21 protein-coding genes and 1 pseudogene are annotated in these 26,146 nt (G+C 71.4%); 10 read left to right on the top strand and 12 right to left on the bottom strand.

From position 1 onward, the window contains the following. Positions 1–69: 69 nt before the first annotated feature. Complete coding sequence (locus ACN20J_RS30365) at positions 70–1,551, bottom strand: PLP-dependent aminotransferase family protein (RefSeq protein WP_419667250.1); 1,482 nt, start codon at positions 1,549–1,551, stop codon at positions 70–72. A gap of 47 nt (positions 1,552–1,598) precedes the next feature. Between ACN20J_RS30365 and ACN20J_RS30360 the strand changes: the two genes are divergently transcribed. Beyond that, on the top strand, positions 1,599–2,141 hold the full coding sequence (locus ACN20J_RS30360; RefSeq protein WP_189837236.1) for a carboxymuconolactone decarboxylase family protein: 543 nt from the start codon (positions 1,599–1,601) through the stop codon (positions 2,139–2,141). Between the two features lie 125 nt (positions 2,142–2,266). On the opposite strand, the gene ACN20J_RS30355 is transcribed toward ACN20J_RS30360, so the two are convergent. Genes ACN20J_RS30355 through ACN20J_RS30335 form a run of 5 tightly spaced genes read right to left on the bottom strand, consistent with a single transcriptional unit; the run spans position 2,267 to position 9,590 of the window. Beyond that, positions 2,267–3,220, bottom strand: coding sequence for an ABC transporter substrate-binding protein (locus ACN20J_RS30355; RefSeq protein WP_361894101.1), 954 nt, complete (start codon positions 3,218–3,220; stop codon positions 2,267–2,269). A gap of 40 nt (positions 3,221–3,260) precedes the next feature. After that, positions 3,261–5,231: an ABC transporter permease gene (locus ACN20J_RS30350; RefSeq protein WP_419667249.1), complete on the bottom strand. Its 1,971-nt coding sequence runs from the start codon at positions 5,229–5,231 to the stop codon at positions 3,261–3,263. Further along, the gene (locus ACN20J_RS30345) at positions 5,231–6,457 is read right to left on the bottom strand and encodes a quaternary amine ABC transporter ATP-binding protein (RefSeq protein ID WP_364191511.1); all 1,227 of its coding nucleotides are present in this window, start codon (positions 6,455–6,457) and stop codon (positions 5,231–5,233) included. Before ACN20J_RS30345 ends, ACN20J_RS30350 begins: the two co-directional genes overlap by 1 nt. Further along, complete coding sequence (locus ACN20J_RS30340; protein WP_419667248.1) at positions 6,457–8,019, bottom strand: GMC family oxidoreductase; 1,563 nt, start codon at positions 8,017–8,019, stop codon at positions 6,457–6,459. The genes ACN20J_RS30345 and ACN20J_RS30340 overlap by 1 nt, the downstream gene beginning before the upstream one ends. A 59-nt stretch (positions 8,020–8,078) precedes the next feature. Beyond that, positions 8,079–9,590: an aldehyde dehydrogenase family protein gene (locus ACN20J_RS30335; RefSeq protein ID WP_419667247.1), complete on the bottom strand. Its 1,512-nt coding sequence runs from the start codon at positions 9,588–9,590 to the stop codon at positions 8,079–8,081. 241 nt (positions 9,591–9,831) lie between these two features. Here ACN20J_RS30335 and ACN20J_RS30330 point away from each other — a divergent pair, with 241 nt between their 5' ends. Next, positions 9,832–10,725, top strand: coding sequence for a GNAT family N-acetyltransferase (locus ACN20J_RS30330; protein WP_419667246.1), 894 nt, complete (start codon positions 9,832–9,834; stop codon positions 10,723–10,725). A 46-nt stretch (positions 10,726–10,771) separates the two neighbouring features. Here ACN20J_RS30330 and ACN20J_RS30325 read toward each other — a convergent pair whose 3' ends face one another. Next, positions 10,772–11,929 carry a helix-turn-helix domain-containing protein gene (locus ACN20J_RS30325; protein WP_419667245.1) on the bottom strand — a complete coding sequence of 386 codons (1,158 nt, stop codon included), beginning with the start codon at positions 11,927–11,929 and terminating at the stop codon, positions 10,772–10,774. A 237-nt stretch (positions 11,930–12,166) separates the two neighbouring features. Here ACN20J_RS30325 and ACN20J_RS30320 point away from each other — a divergent pair, with 237 nt between their 5' ends. Continuing rightward, a complete protein-coding gene (locus tag ACN20J_RS30320) occupies positions 12,167–12,457 on the top strand; it encodes a hypothetical protein (protein WP_189837230.1) in 291 nt (96 codons plus the stop codon). Positions 12,458–12,696: 239 nt separating this feature from the next. Here the strand turns inward: ACN20J_RS30320 and ACN20J_RS30315 are convergent, their stop codons facing one another. From ACN20J_RS30315 to ACN20J_RS30295, 5 genes and pseudogenes are all read right to left on the bottom strand, one after another. Continuing rightward, positions 12,697–13,686: a malate dehydrogenase gene (locus ACN20J_RS30315; RefSeq protein ID WP_189837229.1), complete on the bottom strand. Its 990-nt coding sequence runs from the start codon at positions 13,684–13,686 to the stop codon at positions 12,697–12,699. A gap of 590 nt (positions 13,687–14,276) precedes the next feature. Next, the gene (locus ACN20J_RS30310) at positions 14,277–15,581 is read right to left on the bottom strand and encodes a DUF2690 domain-containing protein (RefSeq protein ID WP_419667244.1); all 1,305 of its coding nucleotides are present in this window, start codon (positions 15,579–15,581) and stop codon (positions 14,277–14,279) included. Between the two features lie 924 nt (positions 15,582–16,505). Beyond that, positions 16,506–17,057, bottom strand: coding sequence for a helix-turn-helix domain-containing protein (locus ACN20J_RS30305; RefSeq protein ID WP_362305189.1), 552 nt, complete (start codon positions 17,055–17,057; stop codon positions 16,506–16,508). Positions 17,058–17,431: 374 nt separating this feature from the next. Then, a pseudogene (locus ACN20J_RS30300) lies at positions 17,432–17,869 on the bottom strand (DUF3017 domain-containing protein); the annotation flags it as partial. 424 nt (positions 17,870–18,293) lie between these two features. Then, complete coding sequence (locus ACN20J_RS30295) at positions 18,294–19,148, bottom strand: bifunctional methylenetetrahydrofolate dehydrogenase/methenyltetrahydrofolate cyclohydrolase (RefSeq protein WP_419667243.1); 855 nt, start codon at positions 19,146–19,148, stop codon at positions 18,294–18,296. A gap of 325 nt (positions 19,149–19,473) precedes the next feature. Between ACN20J_RS30295 and ACN20J_RS30290 the strand changes: the two genes are divergently transcribed. The 7 genes from ACN20J_RS30290 to ACN20J_RS30260 all read left to right on the top strand — a co-directional run bounded on the left by ACN20J_RS30290 (position 19,474) and on the right by ACN20J_RS30260 (position 26,144). After that, positions 19,474–20,112: a hypothetical protein gene (locus ACN20J_RS30290; RefSeq protein WP_189837224.1), complete on the top strand. Its 639-nt coding sequence runs from the start codon at positions 19,474–19,476 to the stop codon at positions 20,110–20,112. A 358-nt stretch (positions 20,113–20,470) separates the two neighbouring features. Then, the gene (locus tag ACN20J_RS30285; RefSeq protein ID WP_189838399.1) at positions 20,471–21,157 is read left to right on the top strand and encodes an FHA domain-containing protein; all 687 of its coding nucleotides are present in this window, start codon (positions 20,471–20,473) and stop codon (positions 21,155–21,157) included. Then, positions 21,154–22,725, top strand: a complete 1,572-nt coding sequence (locus tag ACN20J_RS30280; RefSeq protein ID WP_189837223.1) for a serine/threonine protein kinase — start codon at positions 21,154–21,156, stop codon at positions 22,723–22,725. Before ACN20J_RS30285 ends, ACN20J_RS30280 begins: the two co-directional genes overlap by 4 nt. A gap of 205 nt (positions 22,726–22,930) precedes the next feature. Further along, positions 22,931–23,695: an FHA domain-containing protein gene (locus ACN20J_RS30275; RefSeq protein WP_189837222.1), complete on the top strand. Its 765-nt coding sequence runs from the start codon at positions 22,931–22,933 to the stop codon at positions 23,693–23,695. Further along, complete coding sequence (locus tag ACN20J_RS30270; protein ID WP_419667242.1) at positions 23,692–25,293, top strand: protein kinase domain-containing protein; 1,602 nt, start codon at positions 23,692–23,694, stop codon at positions 25,291–25,293. The genes ACN20J_RS30275 and ACN20J_RS30270 overlap by 4 nt, the downstream gene beginning before the upstream one ends. A 121-nt stretch (positions 25,294–25,414) precedes the next feature. Further along, complete coding sequence (locus ACN20J_RS30265; protein ID WP_419667241.1) at positions 25,415–25,771, top strand: hypothetical protein; 357 nt, start codon at positions 25,415–25,417, stop codon at positions 25,769–25,771. 37 nt (positions 25,772–25,808) lie between these two features. After that, positions 25,809–26,144 carry a hypothetical protein gene (locus ACN20J_RS30260; protein WP_055612786.1) on the top strand — a complete coding sequence of 112 codons (336 nt, stop codon included), beginning with the start codon at positions 25,809–25,811 and terminating at the stop codon, positions 26,142–26,144. Positions 26,145–26,146: the final 2 nt, after the last annotated feature.

Below are 26,146 nucleotides of genomic sequence, written 5' to 3'. Positions count from 1 at the left end.
CGTCGGTTCCGCTCCGCGCGGGGCCGCCGCGCCTCGCGCGGCTCACCGCCCGGCAGCACTGGGGCGGCGCTAGGGCAGCGCCCTGATCAGTGCCTCCAGCGCTCCCGGCCATCCGCTGTCCGTGGGCGTCCCGTAGCCCACGACCAGTGCGTCCAGGGGTGGGGCCGTGGCGGACGGGTGGCGGTAGCGGGTCAGGCCGTGCACCGCCAGGCCCTGCCAGACCGCCGCGCGGACGACCGACTGCTCGGTGCCGGGCGGGAGTTGGAGTACCGCGTGGAAACCGGCCGCGATGCCGGTGGCCGTGACCGACGGGGCGTGGGCGGCCAGGGCCGAGACGAGGTGGTCGCGGCGACGGCGGTAGCGGAGGCGGGAGGCGCGCACATGGCGGTCGTACGCGCCCGATGTGATGAACTCCGCCAGGATCAGCTGGTCCAGAACACCGCACGACCAGTCCGCGTAGCCCTTCGCCGCCGCGACCTCGGCCGCCAGGTCGGGCGGCAGGACCAGCCAGCCGAGGCGCAGCCCGGGGGCCAGGGCCTTGCTGGCGGTGCCCATGTACACCACGTGGTCAGGGTCGAGGCCCTGGAGCGCGCCGACCGGCTGCCGGTCGTAGCGGAACTCCCCGTCGTAGTCGTCCTCCAGGATCAGCCCGCCCGTCCGCCGCGCCCAGTCGACCACGGCGGCACGGCGGTCGGGATGCAGGGGCACGCCCATGGGGAACTGATGGGCGGGGGTCAGCAACACCGCCCGCACACCGCCGGGCCCACCCCTCTTGCCGCCACTCGCACTCGCACTCCGGCTCCCGCTCCCGCTCCCGCTCCCGCTCCCGCCAAGCTCTCCCCCGGTCAACTCCTCGGTCCGCGTGCCCAGTTCGTCGAACGGCAGGGTCACCGATCGCAAGCCCGCGCGCTCCACCAGATTCCAGTGCACGTCGAGTCCGTACGACTCCATCGCCAGCGCCCCCGCGCCCCGCTGTCGCAGGACCGCGCCGAGCAGCATCAGGCCGTGGGCGAACCCGGAGCAGATGAGGATGCGTTCGGGGTCGGCGCGTACGCCGCGGGCCCGGGCGAGGTAGCTCGCGAGCGCGGTGCGCAGTTCGACGCGGCCTCGCGGGTCCCCGTATCCGAGGGCGTCGTACGGGGCCGCCGCGAGGGCTCGGCGGGATGCCTTGAGCCACTCGGCGCGCGGGAACGAGGCGAGGTCGGGGGTGCCGGGCACGAGGTCGTACGCGGGGCCGCCGGGCGTACGCGGCCGGGGCGGGGCGGAGGCCGGTGCCACCACCGCCCGCTCGGCGACCCGCGTGCCGGAGCCCTGGCGGGCGGTGAGCCAGCCCTCGGCCACGAGGTCGGCGTACGCGTCGGCGACGGTGTTGCGCGCGATGCCCAGATCGGCGGCGAGGGAGCGCGACGACGGCAGCCGGGTCCCGGGCGCGAGCCGTCCGCCGCGCACCGCGGCCCGCAGCGCGTCCGTCAGGCCTTTGCGCAGGCCGGAGCCGGTGCGCGTCACGTCGACATGCAGATCCACTCCGAAAGTGGCCCAGGATTTCACCATGGAAATGGACCATACTCCTGGGCTACTCCGGACGTAGGCTCATGATCATGACGACGAACACCACCGCCACCGAGGCCACCGCAGACACCGCCACCGACATCCCGCAGGACACCCCGCTCGCCCCCGAGCACACCCCCCGACTCCAGTGGACCGAGTTCGCCCCCGAGGTCTACAAGGCCATGGTCAGGCTGGACGCGGCCGCCCGGAAGGGTGTCGACCCGGTGCTGCTGGAGCTGGTGAAGATCCGCGCGTCGCAGCTCAACCACTGCGCGTTCTGCCTCGACATGCACACGAAGGACGCGTTCGCGGCGGGCGAGAGCGTCGAGCGGATCGTCCAGCTCAGCGCGTGGGAGGAGTCACGGCACTTCTACACGGAGAAGGAGCTCGCCGCGCTCGCGCTCACCGAGGCCGTGACGGTCCTGACGGACGGCTTCGTGCCGGACGAGGTGTACGAGGCCGCCGCCCGCCAGTTCGACGAGGCCGAGCTGACCCAGCTCATCGCCGCCATCACGGTGATCAACGCCTGGAACCGCTTCGGCGTGACCTGCCGTCTCGTGGCCGGCCACTACACGGCCGGACAGTACAAGTAACGGCACAGCAAGCGCGCAAGCGCCCAAACAGCACTACGACATACGGGAGTGCCGGGTGCCCTCGTCAGGGAGACACCCGGCACCCGTACAGGGAGGGCCGCCTGGACGGCCCGTACGGCGGTCGGCTAGCTCCGCAGCCACGCCTTCCACGTGGACTCGTGTCCCTCGGCCCACTTCCGTGCCGCCTCCTCGGGCGTCAGCTTCTGGTCGGCGATCATCAGGGAGACCTCGTTCTGGTCCTCGGTCGTCCACTTGAACTTCTTCAGGAAGGCCGCCGCCTTGCCGCCGCTCTTCGCGAAGTCCGTGTTCAGGTACTTCTGCAGCGGGGTGTGCGGATAGGCGCAGGCGACCTTCTCCGGGTCGGCGTCGCAGCCCTCCTTGTAGGCGGGCAGCTTCACCTCCGTCATGGGGACCTTCTTGAAGAGCCACTGGGGTGAGTACCAGTAGGTCAGGAACGGCTTCTTCTCCTTGGCGAACTGGCGCATCTGGGTGATCTGGGCCGCCTCCGAACCGGCGAACACCACCTGGAGGTCGAGGTCCAGGTTCTTCACCAGCGCCTTGTCGTTCGTGACGTAGGAGGGTGAGCCGTCGAGCAACTGCCCCTTGCCGCCGCTCTCGGGGGTGCGGAGCTGGTCGGCGTACTTGTTCAGGTTCTTCCAGTTGGTCACGTCGGGGTGCTGCTTGGCGAAGTACGTCGGTACGAACCAGCCGATGTGCCCGGTGACGCCGAGGCCGCCGCCGTTCACGATCGTCTTCTTGTCCTTGACGTACCGCTGTTCCTGCTCGGGGTGGCCCCAGTCCTCCAGGATCGCGTCGACCCGGCCCTGGCTGAGCGCGTCCCACGCGGGGACCTCGTCGACCTGGACGGTGTCGACGCGATAGCCCAGCTCGTGCTCCAACAGGTACTGCGCGACGGCCACGTTGGCCTGCGCGCCGACCCACGACTGCACGGACAGGGTCACGGTCTTGGCCCCCTGCGCGTTGGCGAAGGGCGAGGCCTGCTTGGTCATGTCGGCGGCTCCGCAGCCGGCCGTCGTCAGCACCAGCAGGGAGCAACCGACTGCCAGCACGCCCGTCATGCGCGTACCACCGGTCGCACGACTCATACGCGTACGCATCTCAGGCTCCCTTCTTCGTGCGGCGGTCCGTCGGCTGGGTCACCCGGTCGAGCATCAGGCCGAGGCAGACGATCGCCGCGCCGGCCACCAGGCCCGTGGCCAAGTCGCCCTGGGCGAGGCCGAACACGACGTCGTAGCCGAGCGCTCCACCGCCGACCAGGCCGCCGATGATGACGACGGCGAGGACGAGTACGACGCCCTGGTTGAGCGCGAGCAGCAGTGCGGGGCGGGCCAACGGCAGCTGGACCTGGCGGAGTTGCTGCCAGCCCGTGGCGCCCATCGAGCGCGAGGACTCCATGGCGGCCGGGTCGACCTGGCGCAGGCCCTGTGTGGTGATGCGGACGACGGCGGGGAGGGCGTAGACGACCGCGGCAGCGACCGCCGGGGCGCGGCCCACGCCGAAGAGGGCGACGACGGGGATGAGGTACACGAACTGCGGCATCGTCTGGAAGACGTCCAGGAAGGGCCGCAGCACGCGTTCGCAGCGCTCGCTCCTGGCCGCCGCGATGCCGGTCGCGAAGCCCAGCACCAGGGTGACCGCCACGGCCGCGAGGACCTGCGACAGCGTGTCGAGGGACGGCCCCCACACGCCGAGTACGCCGATCGCGGCCATCGCGAGGACCGCGGTGAGCGCGGTGCGCCAGGTACCGATCAGCCAGGCGAGCGCGGCGACGATCAGCAGGACCGACCACCAGGGCAGCCACTGCAGGCCGTCGCGCATCGGGTCCAGGACCCAGGTGGTGAAGTGGCCCGCCCAGTCGGCGGTGCCGCCGACGTAGGGGACGCCGGAGTAGAGGTGGTCCGTCATCCAGTCGACAGCCCTGTTGACGGGCTCGGCGATGTTCACGAGCCAGGCCTCGGGCCAGTCGAGACGGCCGGTGAGGCGTCCGGCGACCGCGACGGCGAGGGCCACGACGGCCGCGTAGGCCCAGCCGGTCCAGCGGGACTTCGGTTCGCCGGGTCCATCGCCCGTGGATCCCGCCGAAGTCACCGTTCCCGCCGCTCCCGTCACCCGGTCGAGGACGACCGCGAGCAGCACGATCGGGATGCCGGCGGCGAGCGCCGCGCCCACGTCGACCGAGGCGAGCGCCTGGTAGACGCGGTCACCGAGGCCGGCCGCGCCGATGACGGACGCGATGACGGCCATGGACAGGGCCATCATGATCGTCTGGTTGAGGCCGAGGAGCAGTTCCTTGCGGGCGAGCGGGATACGGGCGGTGAGGAGCCGCTGCCGGGCCGTGGTGCCCAGGGACTCGACGGCCTCCATCACCCCGGCGTCGGCGCCGCGCAGACCGAGCGCGGTGAGACGGGCCATCGGCGGGGCCGCGTACACGACGGTGGCCAGGACCGCGGCCGGCACACCCATGCCGAAGACGAGGACGACCGGCAGGAGGTACGCGTAGGCCGGGAACACCTGCATGGTGTCGAGCACGGGGCGCAGCGCGCGGTACGTACGGTCGGAGAGCCCCGCCGCGAGGCCGAGGAGCACGCCGAGCACGACGGACACGAGGACCGCGACCACCATGAGCGCGAGCGTCTGCATGGTGGGGATCCACATGCCGAGCAGCCCGCAGGCCAGGAACGCGGCGCCCGTGCCGAGCGCCAGCCGCACCCCCGCGACCCGCCAGGCGACCAGTGCCGCCGCGGCCGTGACGCCCGCCCAGCCGGCGGCGAGCAGGACGAGGTAGACGGCGCGTACGGAGAGGACGACCGCGTTGGAGATGTACCCGAAGAAGTAGAGGAACAGCGGGTGGCTGTCGCGGTTGTCGATGACCCAGTCGCTGGCCTTGCCAAGGGGTTCGGTGAGGTCGACGGTGAGGGCGTGCGGCCAACTGCCGCTCGCCCAGCGGGCATTGGCCAGCGGGACGAGGACCGCCGCCGCGACGGCGAGCAGCAGGAGCTTGCCGGTGGCGGGGTGCTTGAGGAAGCCGGGGAGACCGCTTCGGGGAGCGGTCGCGGTGATCGTGGCCATCAGGCCACCCCCTCGCGAGCGGGCTCGGCCGTTCCGTCGCCCTGGTCGCGAACGGACTCGGCCGAACCGGCACCCGACTCCGAACCGGTGGCCGCATCGGTGTCCGAACCTGTGTCAGGGTCGGCGAACTGCCCGCCGGTCCCCGCCACCACTCCCAGCAGCGCGTCCGAGTCGACGACCCCGAGGCAGCGCCCCCGGTCGACCACGCGGGCGGTCTGTCCGGTGCGCGCGACCGCCTCGATGGCCTCGGAGACCGTGGCCTGGGGCGCGAGGGCCGGGCCCTCGCCCGCCTCCTGCGCGGACGCGGCCCGCATGGCCCGCCGTACCGTCATGACCTGCTCGCGCGGCACGTCCCGTACGAACTCGCGTACGTAGTCGTCGGCGGGCGAGCCCACGATCTCCTCGGGCGTGCCGAGCTGGACGACGCGGCCGTCGCGCATGAGGGCGATGCGGTCACCCAGGCGCAGGGCCTCGTTCAGGTCGTGGGTGATGAAGACCATCGTGCGGCCCTCCTCGTGGTGGAGCCGGACGACCTCCTCCTGCATGTCGCGCCGGATCAGCGGGTCGAGCGCACTGAACGGCTCGTCGAACAGCAGGACTTCGGGGTCCACCGCCAGCGCCCGCGCCAGTCCGACGCGCTGCTGCTGACCGCCGGAGAGCTGGCCGGGCCGCCGGTGCTCCATGCCTTCGAGGCCGACCTTGGTGACGACCTCCTGGGCCTTCTCGCGGCGCTCGCGCCTGCCGACGCCCTGGACCTCGAGCCCGTACGCGACGTTGTCGAGCACGGTCCGGTGCGGCAGGAGGCCGAAGTGCTGGAAGACCATCGCGGCGCGGTGGCGGCGCAGTTCGCGCAGCCGCGTCTTGTCCATGGCGCGGACGTCCTCGCCGTCGATGACGATCGAGCCGGCCGTCGGCTCGATGAGCCGGGTCAGACAGCGTACGAGGGTGGACTTGCCCGAGCCGGACAGGCCCATGACGACGAAGACCTCGCCCTTGCGCACATCGAAGCTCACGTCCCGGACGGCGGCCGTGCAGCCGGTACGGGACCGGAGTTCGGCCGGGGTCAGGGCCGCGAGCTCGGGGTCGGCGGGGACGCGGTCGGCCTTGGGGCCGAAGACCTTCCACAGACCGTCGACGGCGAAGACGGGCTCGGCACCCGCGCGCTTCCCGCCCGTGGGCTCAACAGCCGTGTCCTGAACATCGGTTGACGTACTACTACTACTCATCACGCACCGCCTCCCAGCAGGTCCACGCACTTCTCGCCGACCATGAGCACCCCGATCATCGGGTTCACGGCGGGCATCGTCGGGAAGACCGACGCGTCGGCGATCCGGATGTTTTCGAGGCCACGGATGCGCAACTCGGGGTCCACCACGGCCAGTTGGTCGTCGGTCGCGCCCATGCGGCAGGTTCCCGCCGGGTGGTACACGGTGTGCGCCACCGACCGGGCGTACGCGCTGAGCTCCTCGTCGTCCGTGACGTCCGGTCCCGGGCAGACCTCGCGCTTGAGCCAGTGTGCGAGCGGCTCGGACCTGGCGATCTCGCGGGCGATCTTGATGCCGTCGACGAGCGTGCGGCCGTCGTAGTCGTCCTCGTCCGTGAAGTAGCGGAAGTCGAGGGCGGGCTTCTCGGCCGGGTCGGCGCTCGTCAGGTAGAGGCGGCCGCGGCTGCGCGGCTTGGGGATGTTCGGAGTCATCGAGACGCCGTGCGCGGGGCGTTCGTAGCCGATGCGCTCCGGGTTGTCCGTGAAGGGGACCTGGTAGAAGTGGAACATCAGGTCCGGACCCTCGTGTTCGGGGTCGCGCCGCACGAACAGGCCCGCGTCGGAGTCCATCGCGGAGTTCTCGGGGATCGGCCCGTCCGTCTCCCAGACGATGACGGACTCGGGGTGGTCGAGCAGGTTCTCGCCGACGCCCGGCAGGTCGTGGACGACGGGGATGCCGAGCGCTTCGAGATCCTGGCGCGGCCCGATGCCGGAGTGCATGAGCAGCCGCGGCGAGTCGACGGCACCGGCGCACAGCAGCACTTCGTTCCGCGCCCGGACGAGGACCTCCTCGCCGTCCTTGGTGCGTATGTGCACACCGCGGGCGCGCGTCCCGTCCAGCTCCAGCTTGTACGCCCAGGTCTCCAGGAGGATGTGGAGGTTGGGGCGTTCGTCCATGAACGGGTGCAGGTAGGCGACCGACGCGCTCGACCGCTTGTTGTTCTCCGGGTGGTACGCGAGGTCGAAGAAGCCGACGCCCTCGGTGAACGGCTGCTTGTTGAAGCCCTCCACGCGCGGCACTTCGAGCGCCGACTGCGCGGCGTCCACGAAGTCGCGGGCGATGGCGTTCCGGTCCTTCTCGTCGACCGGCACGATGTTGTTGCGCAGCCTCGGGAAGTACGCCTCCATCGGCACCGCGCCCCAGCCCTTGGCGCCCGCCGCCTCCCACTCGTCCCAGTCGGACGGCAGCGGCTTGAACGCGATGAGCGTGTTGTGCGAGGAGCATCCGCCGAGGACCCGGGCGCGGCTGTGCCGGATGTGCGAGTTGCCGCGCGGCTGCTCGGTCGTCGGGTAGTCGTAGTCCAGCTCCCCGCCGAGCAGGCCCATCCAGCGCCGCAGGGTCAGGACGTCGTCGCGGCCGACGTCGCTCGGGCCGCCCTCGATGACGGCGACGGTGACGTCCGGGTTCTCGGTGAGCCGGGAGGCGATGACGGAACCCGCGGTGCCGCCGCCTATGACGACGTAGTCGTACGTGTTCTGTTCCTCGGGCGGGGCGGCGGGTGGGGGCGTGGCGTGTTCAGGCATGGCGTGGCTCTCCAAGGTGCCTTGTGCGGTGGGGGGTCGAAGGAGGTCGGGGCCGGGGGTCAGCCCGCGAACCACCGGACGGGCTTCGGCGCGAGGTTCTGGTAGACGTGCTTGGTCTCGCGGTACTCGGCGAGCCCCGCGGGCCCGAGTTCGCGTCCCACACCGCTCTTGCCGAAGCCGCCCCACTCCGCCTGCGGGAGGTAGGGGTGGAAGTCGTTGATCCAGACGGTGCCGTGCCGCAGCCTGCCGGCGACGCGCCGGGCGCGCCCCGCGTCGGCGGTCCAGACGCCGCCCGCGAGCCCGTACTCCGTGTCGTTGGCGAGCGCGACGGCCTCGTCCTCCGTACGGAAGGTCTCGACGGTCAGGACCGGGCCGAACACCTCTTCCCGGACGACCCGCATGTCGCGGTGGCACTGGTCGAGGACGGTCGGCTCGTAGAAGTAACCGGTGGCGGGCCGCTCGGCGGACGGCTCGGGGCGGGCGCCGCCGGCTCGCAGTACCGCGCCCTCGGCGAGCGCGGCGGCGACGTACGACTCGGTCTTCTCGCGCTGGTCGGCGGAGACGAGCGGTCCGCACTCGACGCCGTCCTCGGTGCCGCGGCCGAGCCGGATCCGCTGGGCCCGCCGCGCCAGTTCGGCGACGAAGCGCTCGCGCACGGACTCCTCGATGATGAGCCGGGAACCGGCGGAGCACACCTGCCCGCTGTGGATGAAGGCGGCGTTGAGGGCCTGGTCGACGGCGGTGTCGAACCCTTCCTCCGTGGCGCAGGCGTCGGCGAAGACGACGTTGGGGTTCTTGCCGCCGAGTTCGAGGGCGACCTTCTTCACGGTGACGGCGGCGGCCTGCGCGACCTTCGTACCGCTGACGAGTCCGCCGGTGAACGACACGAGGTCGACGTCCGGGTGCTCGGCGAGCCGGGCGCCGACGCTGTGGCCGGGACCGGTGACGATGTTGGCGACACCCTCGGGCAGCCCGGCCTCGACCAGCAGCTCGACGAGGGCGACCGTGGTCAGCGGAGTGATCTCACTCGGCTTGATGACGAACGTGTTCCCGGCGGCGAGGGCGGGGGCCACCTTCCAACTCGCCTGCAGCAACGGGTAGTTCCAGGGCGTGATCATCGCGCAGACGCCGACGGGTTCGTGCACGACGACGCTGTGGATGTCGTCCGACCCGGCGTCGACGACCCGTCCGGCGCCCTCTCCGACGACGAGATCGGCGAAGTACCGGAAGGCGTCGGCGACACAGTCGATGTCGACGCGCCCCTCCTCCAGGGTCTTGCCCGCGTCCCGGCTCTCAAGCAGCCCGAGCGATTCGCGGTCGCGTACGAGGAGGTCGGCGACGCGGCGCAGGAGCGCGGCCCGCTCGGTGACGGGCGTGTGTGGCCACTCTCCGTGGTCGAAGGCGCGCCGGGCGGCCTCGACGGCGGCGTCCGTGTCCGGTACGCCGCCTTCGGCGACGACGGCGAACGTCTTGGCGTCCGCCGGGTCGAGAATGTCGCGCGTGGCCCCTGAGGCGGCCGCACGCCACTCTCCGCCCACGTGAATCGTCTGCTGCGCCTGGTGTCCCGACATGTTCGGTGTTGCCTTCCGTTCCTGTTCCGTGCCCCTGTGTCACACGCGTGTCACTCTCGCGGGCCGAGTGCACCTGCCCCGCGACCTGGTTTGCATGCACAACCAGTGACGGATAGTGCGCGGGGTCACTGAAAAATCACCGGAAATGGGGCTAAGTGGCGCGAAACGCGAGGCGCGACCAGGGGCATTTTCGGCCCGCTCCATGGACACCCGGCAGCCCTTTGACTAAAGTCAAAGAAATATGGAGCCAGTGACAGCGTCAGTGTCCGCGGAGCACGTGACCACCCTGCGCCGCTTCAACCGGTACTTCACCCGCCGGATCGGTGTGCTCGACGACCACTACCTCGGGCAGGACCGTCCGCTCGGCGAGGCGCGCCTGCTGTTCGAGATCGGGACCGGCGCGTCACTGAAGGAGCTGAGGACCCGACTCGGCCTGGACGCCGGGTACTTGAGCCGGATGGTGCGCGCGCTGGAGGGCCAGGGGCTCGTCCGGGTCAGCGTGCACCCGACGGACAGCCGGCTGCGCCTCGCGGAGCTCACGGAGGCCGGGCGGGCGGAGCTGGCGGAGCAGAACCGGCGCGCCGACGGACTCGCAAAGGGCCTGCTCGACGGGCTGAGCGAGGAGCAGCGGGGGCGGCTCACGGAGGCCGTCACCGTGGCGGAGCGGCTGCTGCGACTGGCCGGGGTCGGCATCAGGGCCGTGGACGCCCGGTCGGCCGACGCCCGCGCCTGCCTGGCCGGTTTCGCCGCCGAGCTCGACGAGCGGTTCCCCGAGGGATACGCCACCGCGGACCTCGTACCGCCGGAGCAGATCGCCGTCCTCCTCGTCGCGTACGAGGAGGAGCGTGCCGTCGGCTGCGGGGCGCTGTGCGCGCTCGATGCCGGCACGGCCGAGATCCGGCACCTCTGGGTGCACCCCGACGCCCGCGGACTCGGCCTCGGGCGACGGCTGTTGACCGCACTGGAACGAGCGGCGGCCGGGCGCGGGCATCACGTCGTACGCCTCGACACGCACGAGGTCCTCAAGGAGGCCGCCGCGATGTACCGCACGAGCGGGTACGTCGAGATCCCGGCGTACGACGCGAACGCGCACGCCAGCTACTGGTTCGAGAAGGTGCTGGTCCCGCCCGGCTGACGTACGGACCAGCGCCCGTCGCAGGTCGCCCGGCGTTCGTTGCCCGTCAGCCGTCCTTGCTGCTGATCGAGGGCACCGCGCTCGGGGAGGGGACAGGGTCGAAGCGGAACGTCTGGCCCGACTCGTCCTTGCCGCAGGGCAGTTGGAGCACCGGGGCCCAGCTCTTCTTGGAACCGCCGGGCACCGAGACGCAGGAGCCGGTGTGCAGGGGCATGATGCGGTATCCGCGCGGCCCGCGTGACCCTTGTGCCCCGTCTGCTCCGACCGCCTTCAGACGGAAGCGTTCGGCGTTGCCTCGGTGGCCGCAGTAGTCGTCGGCCAGCCGCGCGCCGCCCCGGGTGCTGCCGCCGGTCACGCCCAGGCAGCCGTAGCCGAAGACCGGGTGGAGCGAGCGGATCCGGTAGACCCCGTCCCCCTGGTCCTCCAGGGCGTAGGCCAGGAGGCCGCGGGCGCAGTCGAACTGGTAGACGCTGCCCGTCTCTTCGCCGTCCCGTTCGGAGATGCAGAGGGAGGAGGTGAGGGAGCGGATCTGGTAGGTGCCCGGGACGGGCGAGGCTCCGTCGCCGTCCGCCCCGTCGTCACTCGCCGCCGACGCGAGGTAGCCGCCGCCGGCCAGGACCAGCAGGGCCAGCACAGCACCGGATAATCGCCTGCGCGAGCTGATCAGGGTACGCAGTCGGCGGTGGCGGGGTGATGGGCCGGCCTCGGGGCCGGGGGCTGACGCGTCCGGGCCTCCTGGCGGCTGCACGTGTGCGTGGGCCCGCTCTTGCTCGTACTCGTGCGCCTGCTCGTGTTCCTGGTCCTCGGCTTGGTTCTGGTTCTGGTTCGGGCTCTGGCCCTCGTCCGGGCGGGTCACGGACGGCTCCGTCTCGGCGATCCGGTTCCGCGCCGTCAGCCACGCCTCCGTCTCGGCTCCCGCCCCGCAGGCGTTGAGGAACGCCGTCAGCATCTCCGGGCGCGGCAGGGCGTCATGGCGCAGTACGTCGGCCAGGGTGCTGCGCGGCAGCACCTCGCCCCGCTCGGCGGCCCGCTCCTCCAACTGCCGGTAGGAAAGCCCCGACCGGTCCTTGAGCCGTCGCAGTCGGGCGGCGAACTCAGCGGCGTTCCGCGTCCCTTGAGGCGTCGGCCCAGGTGTGTCAGGAGGCGTGTCGGGAGGCGTCTGCTGTGACGGCTGCTGCGGCGCTGAGTGCCCGTGGTCGCCCATGCCAGACATCTTTGTCGGAGGCACGTCACACGGCAAAGGCCCTTTCAGGCCCCCTCGCACCGGCCGCACGAGCGCTCGCGGAAACCCGGACACGTCGCTGACCAGCCCGGACAGCACGGAACTGTCCGGGACGGCCCGACGCTGTTGTCCCCGCCCGACCCGCCCCAGCAAGCTCTTTCCTGCCCGGCAGGTCCACTGCTCGGGCCCCATCCCTGAGGAATCCCTGAGGAGTTACTCATGCGTCTTCGTCATGCCCTGGCGAGTGCCGGACTCGGAACCGCGCTCGCCCTGGGAGTCATGAGCGCACCGGCAAGCGCCGCGCCCAGCGCCTGCTGGAGCGAGCAGACCAGCCCGACCTTCGCCCGGGGTGCCTGCAACAGCATGGCGGGCGGCGGCAGTTGGCGGCTCGGCATCCGGTGTTCCGACGGCGACTACAAGTGGTCCGCCTGGAAGAGGGTCACCACGCCGACCAGCCTGCGCTGCTCCGGCGGCCCCACCATCACGAACCACTGGATCGACACCGCCTGAGCCGGAGCCGGGCTCGTACGCCGCGCTGTCCGGGACCTGCTGCACAGGGGGGAGCAGGTACTGGACGGACGGCCGCTCGGTGAACGGTGAACGGTGAACGGTGAGCGGTGCACGGTGCGCGGTGACGTGCGGTGCGCGAAAAGCCGCCCCCGGGGACTCCCGGGGGCGGCTTCAGGCTTGGGGCTTCGAGCTTGAGGTCAAGCCTGGGGCTCGGCCTTCAGGTCGACGTGCGGTACGGCTCAGATGAGGCCGAGGGCGCGGACCGCCTCGCGCTCCTCCTCCAGCTCCTTCACCGACGCGTCGATGCGGGCGCGGGAGAACTCGTTGATGTCGAGGCCCTGGACGATCTCGTACGAGCCGTCCTTCGTGGTGACGGGGAAGGAGGAGATGAGACCCTCCGGGACGCCGTACGAACCGTCGGACGGGATGCCCATCGAGGTCCAGTCGCCGTCCGCCGTGCCGTTGACCCACGTGTACACGTGGTCGATCGCGGCGTTCGCGGCCGAGGCGGCCGAGGAGGCGCCGCGGGCCTCGATGATGGCGGCACCGCGCTTGGCGACGGTCGGGATGAACTCCTCGGCCAGCCACTTCTCGTCGTTCACGGTCTCGGCGGCGTTCTTGCCGGCGATCGTGGCCTGGAAGATGTCGGGGTACTGGGTGGCGGAGTGGTTGCCCCAGATGGTGAGGCGCTTGATGTCCGCGACCGTCGAACCCGTCTTCTTCGCGAGCTGCGTGAGCGCGCGGTTGTGGTCCAGGCGCGTCATCGCGGTGAAGCGCTCCGCCGGTACGTCCGGGGCGGCGGCCTGGGCGATGAGGGCGTTGGTGTTGGCCGGGTTGCCGACGACGAGGATCTTGACGTCGTCCGCGGCGTTGTCGTTGATGGCCTTGCCCTGGGGCTTGAAGATGCCGCCGTTGGCCGAGAGCAGGTCGCCGCGCTCCATGCCCTTGGTGCGGGGGCGGGCGCCGACGAGGAGACCGACGTTCGTGCCGTCGAAGGCGACGTTCGGGTCGTCCGTGATGTCGATGCCCTGGAGGAGCGGGAAGGCGCAGTCGTCGAGCTCCATGGCGGTGCCCTCGGCGGCCTTCAGCGCCGGCGTGATCTCCAGGAGACGCAGCTTGACCGGCACGTCCGCGCCGAGCAGCTGGCCGGAGGCGATGCGGAAGAGCAGGGCGTAACCGATCTGGCCGGCCGCGCCGGTGACGGTGACGTTCACGGGAGTGCGGGTCATGGCGTTCTCCGTATGACAGCTGACGACGGTGGGGCGTCCCTGCCCCGGGGTACGGGATCCCCTGCCCTGCCGCCGGGATGATCGATCACCTGTGTCGATGATCGATCTCTTGGCGTCAAGAGAGATCCAGCGGTCAGGCTATCGCGCATCCGGGATCCCGGACGGCCGGGGCCGATGTGGCCCACCCCACAGGGCGCTCGGCGGGGTCGCGGGACACGGGAAGGCGGCCGTCGTTCCGGGAGAGAAGGACGACGGCCGCCTTGGTGGGGGTGCCAGTTGTCCGGGAGGGGGGAATCTCCCGGACGGCGCCGGACTCCCGTGGGGGTACGGTTCGCCTGCCCCGGCGGAGGGAGGACATTCCTCTTGTACGGGGAATTGTTGCGGGTGGGGTTCGGCGGGCCTGGGTGGGCTTGGGGCTGTGGGTGTGTGCGGGGCCGGTTGGGCTGGTCGCGCAGTTCCCCGCGCCCCTGGAGACAGGGGGTCTGCGGCCCTGGAAGGGCATGGCCTCCCGGACCACCGAAAAAGCAGGTGCCCGCCTCTCGTGAGGCGGGCACCCGGTTGAAGCTCGTTCAGCGTGAGCCTCGGTGGAGCTACTTCGTGCAGCCCTCCTCGCCCGAGGTCTGCAGGGTGGCGCAGGCCTTGGCCGCGGTGGCGTTCTTCACGGCGACCATGGGGGTGTAGGCGTCGGTGTCCGTGTCGACCTCGGCGGTCTGGGCGGCTGCCTTGCCCGCCGTGATCCGGACCTCGTCGCCGGGCCCGGCAGCGGTGATGCGGGCCCACGCTGCCCCGCACGTCTCGCTGTAACGGACCTCGACCTGGGCGGTGCCCACGACGGCCTTCTCGACCGTCGTCGCGAGCGTCCCGCCGCAGCCCATGTTCTCCGGGTCCTTGCCCGCGCAGTCCGCGCCGAAGCACTCGACACCGGCCGGCAGCTCCTTGCTGACGGTCGGTGTCGGCGTCGGCGTGGTGTCGCTCCCAGCCGTGTCGTCGCCCCCGCCGTCCGTGAGGAACACGGCCGCGGCTATCACCACGAGCGCTCCCACGACCCCCGCGAGGAACATCGTGAGCCGCCGCTTCCCCCGCTTCCCGTCGGGCGAACCGCCCGAACCCGGACGCGCGTCCTGAGGCGGCCCCCCGGCCGAACCGGCAGCACCCGCGGGACCGGCCATACCGGACGGCCCGAAGGAACCCGACGGGCCGAGGCCCGACGCCCCGGACGCACCGGCCACACCGGCGGAGCCGGACGCGCCGGCACTCGACGCACCCAGACCCCCGGGGTATCCGTACCCCCCGGACGCTCCGGACGACCCGGACGCCCCCGAAGGCGTGGCGACGGCTCCCCAGCCGCCACCGCGCGAACCCGAGGCCCCGCCCGAGCCGTTGCCGGCCCCGGCGCCGCGCGGCGTCCGCCGCTCCTCCCCCTGCACAGGAGTCTGCGGCGGCACCGTGGGCGCCACCCCCGCAGGTCCCGCGATACCCGGCGTGGGCGCTGCTGTCGCGCTACCCCCGGCGCGCGCCTGCTTCCCGTTCCGTCCCCCCTTGGCCGGAGTCGACCCGAACTCGCCGAGCGCGGCACGCGCCTGGGAGATCCGGATCGCTTCCATGGTCATGTCGTGGCGCATCTCCGAGCGGCTCCAGGCCCTCTCGGCAAGCTCCCACATCGTCGTCAGATGGACGGGATTGGTCCCGGTCACCTCGGCCAAAGCCACGATCGCGCCCTTCGGCGCGAGCAGTCGGCCGTTCAGATACCGCTCCCAGGACGTCTTGCTGTACCCGGTGCGGTCGGCCACGGCGGCGACACTCAGCCCACCGCGGTCGACCAACCGGCGCAGCTGGCTGGCGAACTCCCTGACCTGCGGATCGAGTTCATCCGGCAAGGCCCTCCAACGAGGCATTGCTACCCCCCTCTTTCCCCCCGTACATGCTGGCTTTTCCCGCGCGTGAAGCCCTCTGCCGAGTCCTCGTTCTGGCTACCCACAGGGATGCGCACAGTAAGGATCTCAGTTCCCGGGATGGGGGCGCACGGGAGCATTCGGGCCTGTGGGCATGCACCGTTGCACGCCCGTTGGTCTGCGGTCCAGTGTCCCACCGACTTCCCTCTCGGCCGACGGGATCGCCTGGTCAGCGCACGGGACGTCCCGGAGCGTCCCGATTGCCCACGTTATCCCTGGTGTCGGTGGCGATCAGCGTAAATCCTCGAACTTGTCAACACATCGACACGTGGGGAACACATGCGCGACCTCGTGCGTCACTCGTGGTCCCAGGGGGATCACACGCACACGATGGGCAGGTCGAATCGTCGACCGCTCATCGCGGTCACCGTGCCGACGAACACTGAACCCGCGCTCGGAGTGAGGGCCGGCTCACGTCGCCCGCGTACGGATCCGCCGACTCTCCGCAGGTCATGGACGACACCGGCGGCTATTACAACAACTGGGTCACGGCGCCAGACCGAGGGACGAGAACGGCGTGAAACACCCCTTCGCGGAGTACGACACCGACGGCGTCCTCGGACGGCGGACGCAGTCGGCCACGACGTGGGGGCAGGTGCGCGAGGAAGCGGAGGAGGAAGTGGAGGAGAAACCGGGACGTCGACGGCACCGTCGGAAAGGAGACTTTCAGCCACACAGACGACGTCCCCGACGGCTCGTAACGGGGCGGCAAGGTTACGTACGGCGGCTACCAGCGGGACGTCACGTTCGAGCGGCTGAGCGGGAAGTACTACGTCAAGATCGGTACGCAGGGGAAGGTCGCGGTGGGCGACCGGTGCTGCCGAGGCCTTGTGTCCCGAGCCCTCGGGCCGTCACTCCGACGTGTGATCACGCCAGGGTGACGGCGCCGATCACCGCGGTCAGCAGGAGGACGAGGACGAGCACCAGGGCGTAGAGCAGCAGTCGGTGCGAGGCGGCCCAGGAGTGCCGGGCGGGGACGGGGTCCGATTCCGGCTCGGGTTCCGGTGTCTCGGCGAGCAGGTCCCACCACGGGACCGTGGGGTCGTCCTCGTATCCGCCGTCGTCCGCCGCCCGGTTCGCGCCCGCGCTCATGCCCGCGCCCCCGGTCACGCCTGCCCGGGCCGCCGCAGGCACCGCCGCCGGAGCCACCGTTCGCGGCCACGCCCGCACCGCCAGTTCCCAGCGCACGCAGAAGCGTTCGGCGTCCGTTCCCGTGACCCGGCACAGGGCGACGACCGCCTGCCGGGGCGGGGGCTGCGTCGCGTTGAGATAGCGGTGCCAGGAGGACTTGCTGTACGCCGTGCGCTCGCCCAGGGCGACCAGGCTGAGCCCCGTACGGTCCTTGAGCAGCCGCAGCTGCTCCACGAAATGCCCCACCTCCGGCGGAAGATCCGCAGGCAGTGGCTGCCAGGCACTCATCCCTCTCCTCGCCCCCTCGCCGTCTCCCTCGTATGTCCCCCGCTATCACCGGGTGACGGCACCGACGGCGGTTTGGTTCCCACGGGACGCGTCGCGGGACGCACGCCACACGACGGCCCCACGACGGTTTTCGACGGCACACGTCGGCCGCCCTGCGGGGCCCTGACGGGTGGGAGGTACCGGAACCGTCACCTCCGTGCCACAGGGGACTGACAGGCATTGAACCGCCGTTGGCACGTCCATGACTCTGGAGTCCAGGCGGCGCCCGTCCTCGCTCGGGGGAGTGGACGGGCGCCGCTCCCGTCCACGAAGAAGCCCGCCTCCTCGGCAAGAGGGGACGGGCTTTTGTCGTACGGGCGCCGCGCTCGCTAGCGCTAGGTCCTGATCGTGAAGTGCAGCGTGTCGTCCAGGAACGGGATCTCCAGCAACGGGTTGGGCTGCGCCATCATCGCGAGCAGCACGATCGTCACGCCCAGGACGCCGTACGTGACGAGGTCCGTGAACCTGGAGCGGACGGCGAGCATGCCCACGTCGGGCAGCATCCAGCGCATGACACCGCCCGCGAGCAGCGCGACCCCGATCAGCAGGGTGCCGACCTTGAAGAGGTCGAGCGCGGTCAGCAGCAGACCGAGTCCGACGGTGCCGATGACCGCGAGGATCGGCCACTGCCGCGCGGGAGCGGGCGCGTCTCGGGGAGCCGCCCTGCCACCGCCCTCGGGCCGCGCGGTGTCCCGCGTGAACAGCGGGAACCGGCGCGTGGTCCTCCGGGGCCGGCCGTCGGGGCCGGGCGCACTGACCGCGTCCCGGGCGGTGGGCTCGTCCTCGTGGGCCGCGTCGACACCGGCTTCGGCGTCCTCGGCCGGGGCGCCGTCGGAGTCCGCCTCGCCGGAGTCCCTCTCGTCGGCGTGCGCCGGGTGCGGCTCGGCGCCGGGCGACTCTGCGCCACTCGACTCGGCGCCACTCGGCTCGGTGCCGTCCGGCTGCGCGTCCGGTGCCTGTCCGGTCTCCGGCTCGGCGCCAGTCGGCTCCTGTTCCGGTACGGATACCCCGGCAGCGGCGGACGTCCCGTGCGACCCGGTGTCCTGAACGTCCGGGGTGCCCTCTGTGCCCTCTGCCCCCTGGCCCGCACCGTCGGCCTTCGCCGAGGCACCCGCCTTCGTCGAGGCATGCCCCTTCGCGGACGTGTCCGCGCTCACCGCCGTGTCCGTCTCGGTGTCCCGCCCCGTGGCGGCCCGGTCAGACGGCACTGCGTTCCGCCGCCTCGACCACGTTGACGAGGAGCTGGGCGCGGGTCATCGGGCCCACTCCGCCGGGGTTCGGGGAGATCCAGGCGGCGACCTCGGCGACGCCGGGGTGGACGTCGCCCACGATCTTGCCCTCGGCGCTGCGGGAGACACCGACGTCCAGGACGGCGGCCCCGGACTTCACGTCCTCGGGCCGGATCAGGTGCGCGGAGCCCGCCGCGGCGACGATGATGTCGGCCCGCCGCAGGTGCGAGGCGAGGTCGCGGGTGCCGGTGTGGCACTGCGTCACCGTCGCGTTCTCGGAGCGGCGGGTGAGCAGCAGCGGCATCGGACGGCCGATCGTCACGCCACGGCCGACGACCACGACCTCGGCGCCCTTGATCTCCACGCCGTACTGGCGCAGGAGGGTCAGAACACCGTTCGGGGTGCAGGGCAGCGGGGCCGGCTCGTTCAGGACGAGGCGGCCGAGGTTCATCGGGTGGAGCCCGTCCGCGTCCTTGTCCGGGTCCATCAGTTCCAGGATGCGGTTCTCGTCGATGCCCTTGGGGAGCGGCAGCTGGACGATGTAACCGGTGCACTCCGGGTCCTCGTTGAGCTCGCGGACGACCGCCTCGATCTCCTCCTGGGTGGCGGTCGCGGGCAGTTCCCGCTGAATGGAGGCGATACCGACCTGGGCGCAGTCGCGGTGCTTGCCCGCGACGTACTTCTGGCTGCCGGGGTCGTCGCCCACCAGGACGGTTCCGAGGCCGGGCGTGATGCCCTTCTCCCTCAGGGCCGCCACGCGGACGGTCAGATCGGACTTGATCGCGGCTGCGGTGGCCTTGCCATCGAGAATCTGGGCGGTCATGTCCCCATCCTCGCGGATGACCGGGCCCTGGTTCCAATCCGGCCCTCCACGGCCACTTCCGGCCTCCCCGGCGGACCTCCCCGGCACGCTCCGCCCGGTCACCGTCCGGTCGCCGTCCGGTCACAGTCCGGCCCGCGGCCATGATCGGCGATGTTGCACTTGCACAACACACGCGGTATCCGGCTGGACAAATAAGCGACGTGTTAAGGACGATGAGCGGCACAGTGCCGCGGACAGTACCGGGGGGACGAACCGCATCTGTAGAACTTTCCTCCGAAATGTGCCGCGTCGTCCCCGCACTTACGCAACGACGGAGGAAAGCGCCATGAGTTTTGGCGACCCGAACAACCCATACGGTCCGCCGCAGGGCCAGCAGCCCGGATACCCGCCCCAGCCTCCCCAGGGCCAGCCCGGCTATCCTCCGCAGGGCCAGCCCGGTTACGGCTACCCGCAGGGCGCCCCGCCGCAGCAGCCCGGCTACGGCTACCCGCAGCAGCCCGCTTATCCCGGTTACCCGGGCGGCAACCACATGCCCATGGAGATGCCCGGTCTGATGAAGACCGCGCGTGTCCTGCTGTTCATCCTGGCCGGCCTCCAGATCCTGTTCGGCATCATCGCGGGCATCGCCGTCGGCGCCGTCCAGGACGTGTCGAACGGCGTGGGCAGCGGTGACGACACCGACACCCTCGCCGGTCTGGGCTTCTTCGTCGCCGCGTTGCTGGTGGGCCTGGGCGCCCTGTCCATCTTCCTCGGCGTCAAGTTCAAGAACGGCGGCAGCGGGATCCGCATCACGACGATCGTGTACGCGTCGCTGATGATCCTCGGCGGCCTCGTCAACACCGTGCAGGGTGGGGGCGGTTCCGGCACCTTCGGCGGGCTCATCTCCCTCGCCATCGCCGGCATCATCCTCGCCTCGATGGTGAACGGCGCCGCCTCGGCGTGGTTCAACCGCCCGCGGTACTGACCTCGGAGCCTCCGCGGCACCCACCCCGGAGCCCCCGGGCTCCGGCTCCGGAACGGCACGTTCACGCCATTCACGCCAAGGGCCGTGTTTCACCCCGCTGAGGGGGGACACGGCCCTGCCGCGTCCCCATACCCTGATCCGGTAACCGCGTACGGGACTGGGAACGGGGAGCGGGACGGGGAGAACGGCCTTGTACAGCATCATCGTGGTACCTCCGCCGACCACGGAGGACGAACACAACGGCACATACGGCAACGCGTACGGCAGCACGTACGGCGACGCGCACAGTGGCACGTACGGCGGCACGAACAGCGGGACGCGTGTCGCGACGCACGGCGCGAAACGCACCAGGCCCCAGATCCGGCTCGCGCCCGGTGAGCGGCTGCCCTTCGGCCGTTCCGCGAACGGCAACGGGCTTGCAATCGCACACGAAGGCGTCTCCCGGAAGGCCGGGGAGATCACCGCGCAGGGCGCGTTCTGGGTACTGAGCAACCTCTCGGCCCACCAGACGTACGTGGTGGAGAACCCGGAGGGCGCGGGCGAGCACATCAAGGTCGGACCCGGCAGGCTGGACGCGCCGGTCCCCTTCGAGTTCTCCCGGATCGTGCTCCCGGCGGCGGGCGACCTGCTGCCCATCGAGGTGTGGGCACCCCGCCACGACTATCTGCGCTCCCCCGAGGGCCTGGACGGGGCGACGACCACGCCCGCGTTCTCCGTCGACCGCACCAAGCGGTACTTCGCGGTCCTGGCCGCCCTCTGCGAGCCCCGGCTGCGCGGCGAACCGCACGCCCCGCTGCCCACGGTCGACCAGGTCGTGGAGCGGCTGCGCCCCCACTGGCCCGCCGCGTCCCGCACCTCGGTCCAGTGGAACATCGACTACCTCGCCGTGAAACTGCGCCTCAAGCCGGGCCCCGACACGGCGGACACGGGCCCGCGCCTCAACGGCAAGAAGGAGTCCCTGGTCTCCCTCGCCCTGCGTTTCGATCTCGTACGGGAGGACGATCTGCTCGTCCTGACGGGGCCGGCGAGCCGGTCGGCGCGGTGACCGAGGCGTACGCGGTCTCGGTGCCCAAGGGGTACCGGGTGGGGTCCTGGGAGGTGCGGGACCCGATCGCCACGGGCGCGTTCGGCAGCGTCTACGAGGCCCGGTGCGCCCAGCCGCGCGAGGGCCTGCCGAAGTCGGCCGCGCTGAAGTTCCTGCCCACCGGCACGGGTACGCCCCGTCAGCTGACGCATCTGCGTGAACTCGCCGAGCGCGAGGTCGAGTTGCACCGAAGACTCACGCGCCCGCGGCTCATCCGGATGTACGAGACCCTCACCGTCGACGACCCGGACCACCCCGAACTCGACGGCGCCACAGTCCTCGTACTGGAACGGGCCGAGGGCTCCATGGCCACCCTGCTGGACCGCTCCCCGCACCCGCCGCAGGGCCCCGCGCTGCTCGCGCAGACCTGCGAGGGACTGGCCCAGCTGCACAGCGCCGGCTGGGTCCACGGCGACCTCAAGCCCGCCAACGTGCTGCTGATGAAGGACGGTTCGGCCCGGCTCGCCGACTTCAACATGGCCGCCGAGCTGGAGGGCACCCACGCCTACACGCCCGCCTTCTCCACCCCCGACTACACCCCGCCCGAACTCCTCTGGTCGGAGATCGGCGAGCGCGGTCGCCAGATCAGGCCCTCGGCCGACATCTGGGCCTTCGGTGTCCTCGCCCATCTCGTCCTCACCGACACGTTCCCGCTGCCGGGCGGCACCCCCTCGGCCCGCCGGGACGCGGCGGTCCGGTACGCGCGCGGCACCGACGAGCTGCGGCTGTCCCCCCAACTCCCGGACGGCTGGCGGGAGATCGTGCGGGACTGTCTGGCCCGTACGCACACGGAACGGATCTCCACGGAGACGCTGCTGCGACGGGTGGAGGAGGCGGCCGGCACCAGCCGCTCGCCCCGCCTGCCGAGGCTGCGCGCCCGGCGCGGAGGACGCCGCTCGACGCTGGTCCTCGCCGCCGCGGCGGCCACGGTCGCCGTCTCGGGGCTCGCGTACGGCATCACCACCTGGGCGGGCGACAGCGGGAGCGGAACGGAGGGGAGCGAGGGCGGTGCCCCGGCCACCGAGAAGGTCGTCCAGGCCTCGTACGGCGCCGGTGAACTCCGTACCGACAAGGGCGTACCGGCCGGCTACCGGCCGCTGATCGTCGACTCCGCGCACGACTGTGTGCAGGAGGAGGTCACCCCGGCACTCCTCGCCGCCATGCTGAAGGTGGAGAGCGACTTCGACCCGGGCCTGTCCGACCCCGCCAACGACGAGTACGGCATCGCCCGTTGGACCCCGCGGGTGCTGCGCTGGTGGATCCGGTCCGACGGCGTCACCGCCAAGACGATCCCGAAGCCGCCCTTCTCCCCCGCCGAGTCCATCCCCGCCATGAGCAGATACCTGTGCTGGATCGCGCCGCGGCTCGATCCCAAGCTCGACGGCGACCACCGGGTGCTGATCGCGGCCGCCTACCGGACGTCGTACGAGAAGGTGAACGACGCGGCCGGTGTTCCCCCGAAGTACCGCGACTACGCCGCCCGCGTCGCTCACTACCTCAAGGAGTACACGCCCGCGGAGAAGAAGTGACCCTGAGACTTCCGAGGTACCGCTCGCGGACGTACGCCCGCAGGGTGGGCGTATCGGTCCATGTGAACGCGGCGGTCTCCGACCCCCTCGGGGGAGGGCCGGAGGCCGCCGTCGCCGTGCCCTCCCCCGTCGCGCCGCCGTGACATGTCCCCAGTAACTCGCCCTACTCTGGCCTCCGTTGAGGCAGGAGGAGGGGGACGACTCCATGTACAGCGTCATCGTGGTGCCACCGCAGGGTGGCGGATCCATTGACGGATCCGCCGACGGATGCGACGGCCAGATCAGGCTCGCGTCGGGTGAGAGGCTCTCCTTCGGCAGAACCGCGCGGGACGGCGGACTGAGGATCGCCCACGAAGGGGTGTCCAGGGTCGCCGGTGAGATCACCGCGCACCGGGCCTTCTGGATCCTGAGCAACCTCAGCGAGGACCAGACCTACGTGGTCGAGAATCCGGAGGGCGCCGGCGAGCACATCAAGGTCGCGCCGGGCCGCCTGGACGCGCCCGTGTCGTTCGAGTTCTCCCGTGTCGTCCTGCCCGCGGCGGGCGAGCTGCTCAGCTTCGACGTGTGGGCGCCGCGCCACAGCTACGGCGCCGCGGCCCGCTCCGGGCTCTCCGGCACCGCCACGGCACCGGCGTTCACCCTCGACCGTACGAAGCGGTACTTCGCCGTGCTCACCGCCCTGTGCGAGCCCCGGCTGCGCGGCGAACCGCACGCCCCGCTGCCCACCGTCGACCAGCTCGTGGAACGCCTGCGGCCCGGCTGGCCCGCGGCGAACCGCTCCTCCGTGTACTGGAACATCGACTACCTGGCGGTCAAACTCCGGCTGCGGCCCGGCCCGGACGCGGCGGAGCCCGGCCCTCGCGTCTACGGCAAGAAGGAGTCGCTGGTCTCCCTGGCCCTGCGTTTCAACCTGGTACGCGAGGACGATCTGGTCGTCCTCGCGGCGACCCCGAGCGAGGTGGGCCAGTGAACGGAGGCCCCACCGTCCCCGTCCCGAAGGGCTACCGGGTGGGGCCCTGGGAGGTACGGGAGCCTCTCGCGTCCGGCGCGTTCGGCAGTGTGTACGCGGCCAGGCTCGCGGGGGCGGCCAGGCTCGCGGGTGACGGGGGTGAGGCGGCGGACCGGCCTGCTGGGGCCGGGGAAAGGCCGCCCGAGGCCGGGGATCGGCCCGCCGAGACCGGGAAGAGGTCCCCCGAGGTCGGCGAGAGGCCCGCCGAGGCCGGGGACAGCTCCTCCAAGGCCGGGGCGAGGTCCGGCGAGGCTGGGGCGAGGCGGCCCGCCGAGGGGACCCCCGCCGACCAAGGCACCGGTCCACTCCCCCGCCACGCGGCGCTGAAGTTCCTGCCCACCGGCACCCGCACCCCGCGCCAACTCCACCACCTGCGGGAACTGGCCCACCGTGAGCAGGAGTTGCTGAGCCGGCTGCGCTCGCCGCGGCTGATCCGGATGTACGACGCCCTCACCGTCGACGACCCGAACCATCCCGAACTCGACGGCGCCACAGTCCTCGTACTGGAACGGGCCGAGGGCTCCATGGCCACCCTGCTGGACCACTCACCGCGACCGCCGCACGGCCCGGCGCTGCTGGCCCAGGTCTGCGAGGGACTGCACCAGCTGCACCACGCGGGCTGGGTGCACGGGGACCTCAAGCCCGCCAACGTGCTGCTGATGAAGGACGGTTCGGCCCGCCTCGGCGACTTCAACATGGCGGCGGAGATGGAGGGCACCCACGCGTACGCGCCCGCCTTCGCCACCCCCGACTACACCGCGCCGGAACTCCTCTGGTCCGAGGTCAGCGAACGCGGCACGCAGATCCGCCCGACCGCCGACGTCTGGTCCTTCGGCGTACTGGCCCACCTCGTCCTGACCGGCACGTTCCCGCTGCCCGGCGGCACCACGGAGGCCCGCTGCGACGCGGCGGTGCGGTACGCGCGTGGCACAGAGGAACTGCGCCTGTCCCCCGAACTCCCCGCCGCCTGGCGGGAGATCGTCACCGACTGCCTGGCCCGTACGCACGAGGAGCGTGCCGCGCACGACACCGCCTCGCTGCTGCGCCGGGTGGAGCGGGCCGCGGGCACCGCCCGCTCGGCCCGCCTGCCGAGACTGCGGCCCCGCCGTCGGTGGCGCCCGGCGCTGGTGGGCACCCTCGCGGCGGCGGCGCTGATCGTGGCGACGACGGCGCTGGTGTACGCGACACGGGAGGACGACCAGGGTCTGACCTACGGCTACCACCGCTGCCCGGCCGACTCCGTCTGCTTCTTCAGCGAGCCCAACGGCTCGGGCGAGATGTGCAGTTGGGAGGAGGACGACACGGACTGGCTGTCGGGTCCGGACACCTGCGAGTGGACCAGCGGCCAACCGGTGAAGTCCATCTTCAACAACAGCAGCGACGACGAGAACGGCCTCGGCGCGGTCGCGTACTTCAGAGGCCGCGACTTCACCCCGGTCGGCGCGGACGTCACCCGCGAGAACGCCCGCAACCGCACAGGCTGCACCTCCCAGCGAAACCAGGGAAACCTGGCAGGCACGTACGCCCCGCTGTCCCACAGGTGGATCGCCCGCTGCTGACGACGCTCTCCGGAGCCACCCGAATAGTTATAGGTACCCCGTGGGACGGAAGCCCTTCACGCTGGTCACCGAGCTTGCAGGTGCAAGCGCACGGACCGTCCATGCGAAACGGGGAGAACCCATGACGATGTCACCGACCCGAGTGAAGTACGGGGTCGCGATGGCCGCCGCGGCGATGAGCGTGACGATGCTCGCCGCCGCACCCGCATCCGCCGCCGACAGCAAGACGTGGAAGCGCAACTGCGCCCGCGACAGCACCTACACCGCCAACGTCAGCGACCACGTGGCCACCACCAAGAAGTCCGGCGGCAGTTGCGCGGGGCACGCCTGGGTGCGGATCAAGGTGCAGGGGTCGTGGGGCACCTGGGCCGACAGCAACACGACGGCGACGAGGCGAAGCCCCGTCTACGCGATCGAGGCCTCACAGCACAAGGACTGCAACTGCGGCAGCGCCAACGTCTACACCCTCTACCCGTAGGGCTCAACGTGAACACCGAGAGGAAGAAGGACCCGCTGTGCGAACGAGACTGAAGACCGGCGCCCTCCTCGGGGCCGTCGCCATGGGAGTCACCGTGTTCGCCGCCTCCCCGGCGTCGGCCGCCACGGACTCGTGGACGCGTACGTGCAACGGCGTCAAGACCCAGTACGACGCCTACAGCAGCCGCACCCTGGTCTACACCCAGAAGACAGGCAGTTCCTGCGCGGGCCACGCCTGGGTCCGGGTCAAGACGAACGGCACGTGGAAGTCGTGGCTCCACAACCCGTCGAAGGCCACCATCAGCAACTCCACCGGCAATTACCAGGGATCCCAGCACAAGGGCTGTGAGACCTGCACGGTCTACACCCTCTAGGG

It is taken from the genome of Streptomyces sp. 2-1, from assembly GCF_048564895.1.
GTDB classification, from domain to species: Bacteria; Actinomycetota; Actinomycetes; order Streptomycetales; family Streptomycetaceae; genus Streptomyces; species Streptomyces phaeochromogenes.
Note: the sequence above shows the minus strand (reverse complement) of the source record. Positions and strands in the feature narration are given on the sequence as shown.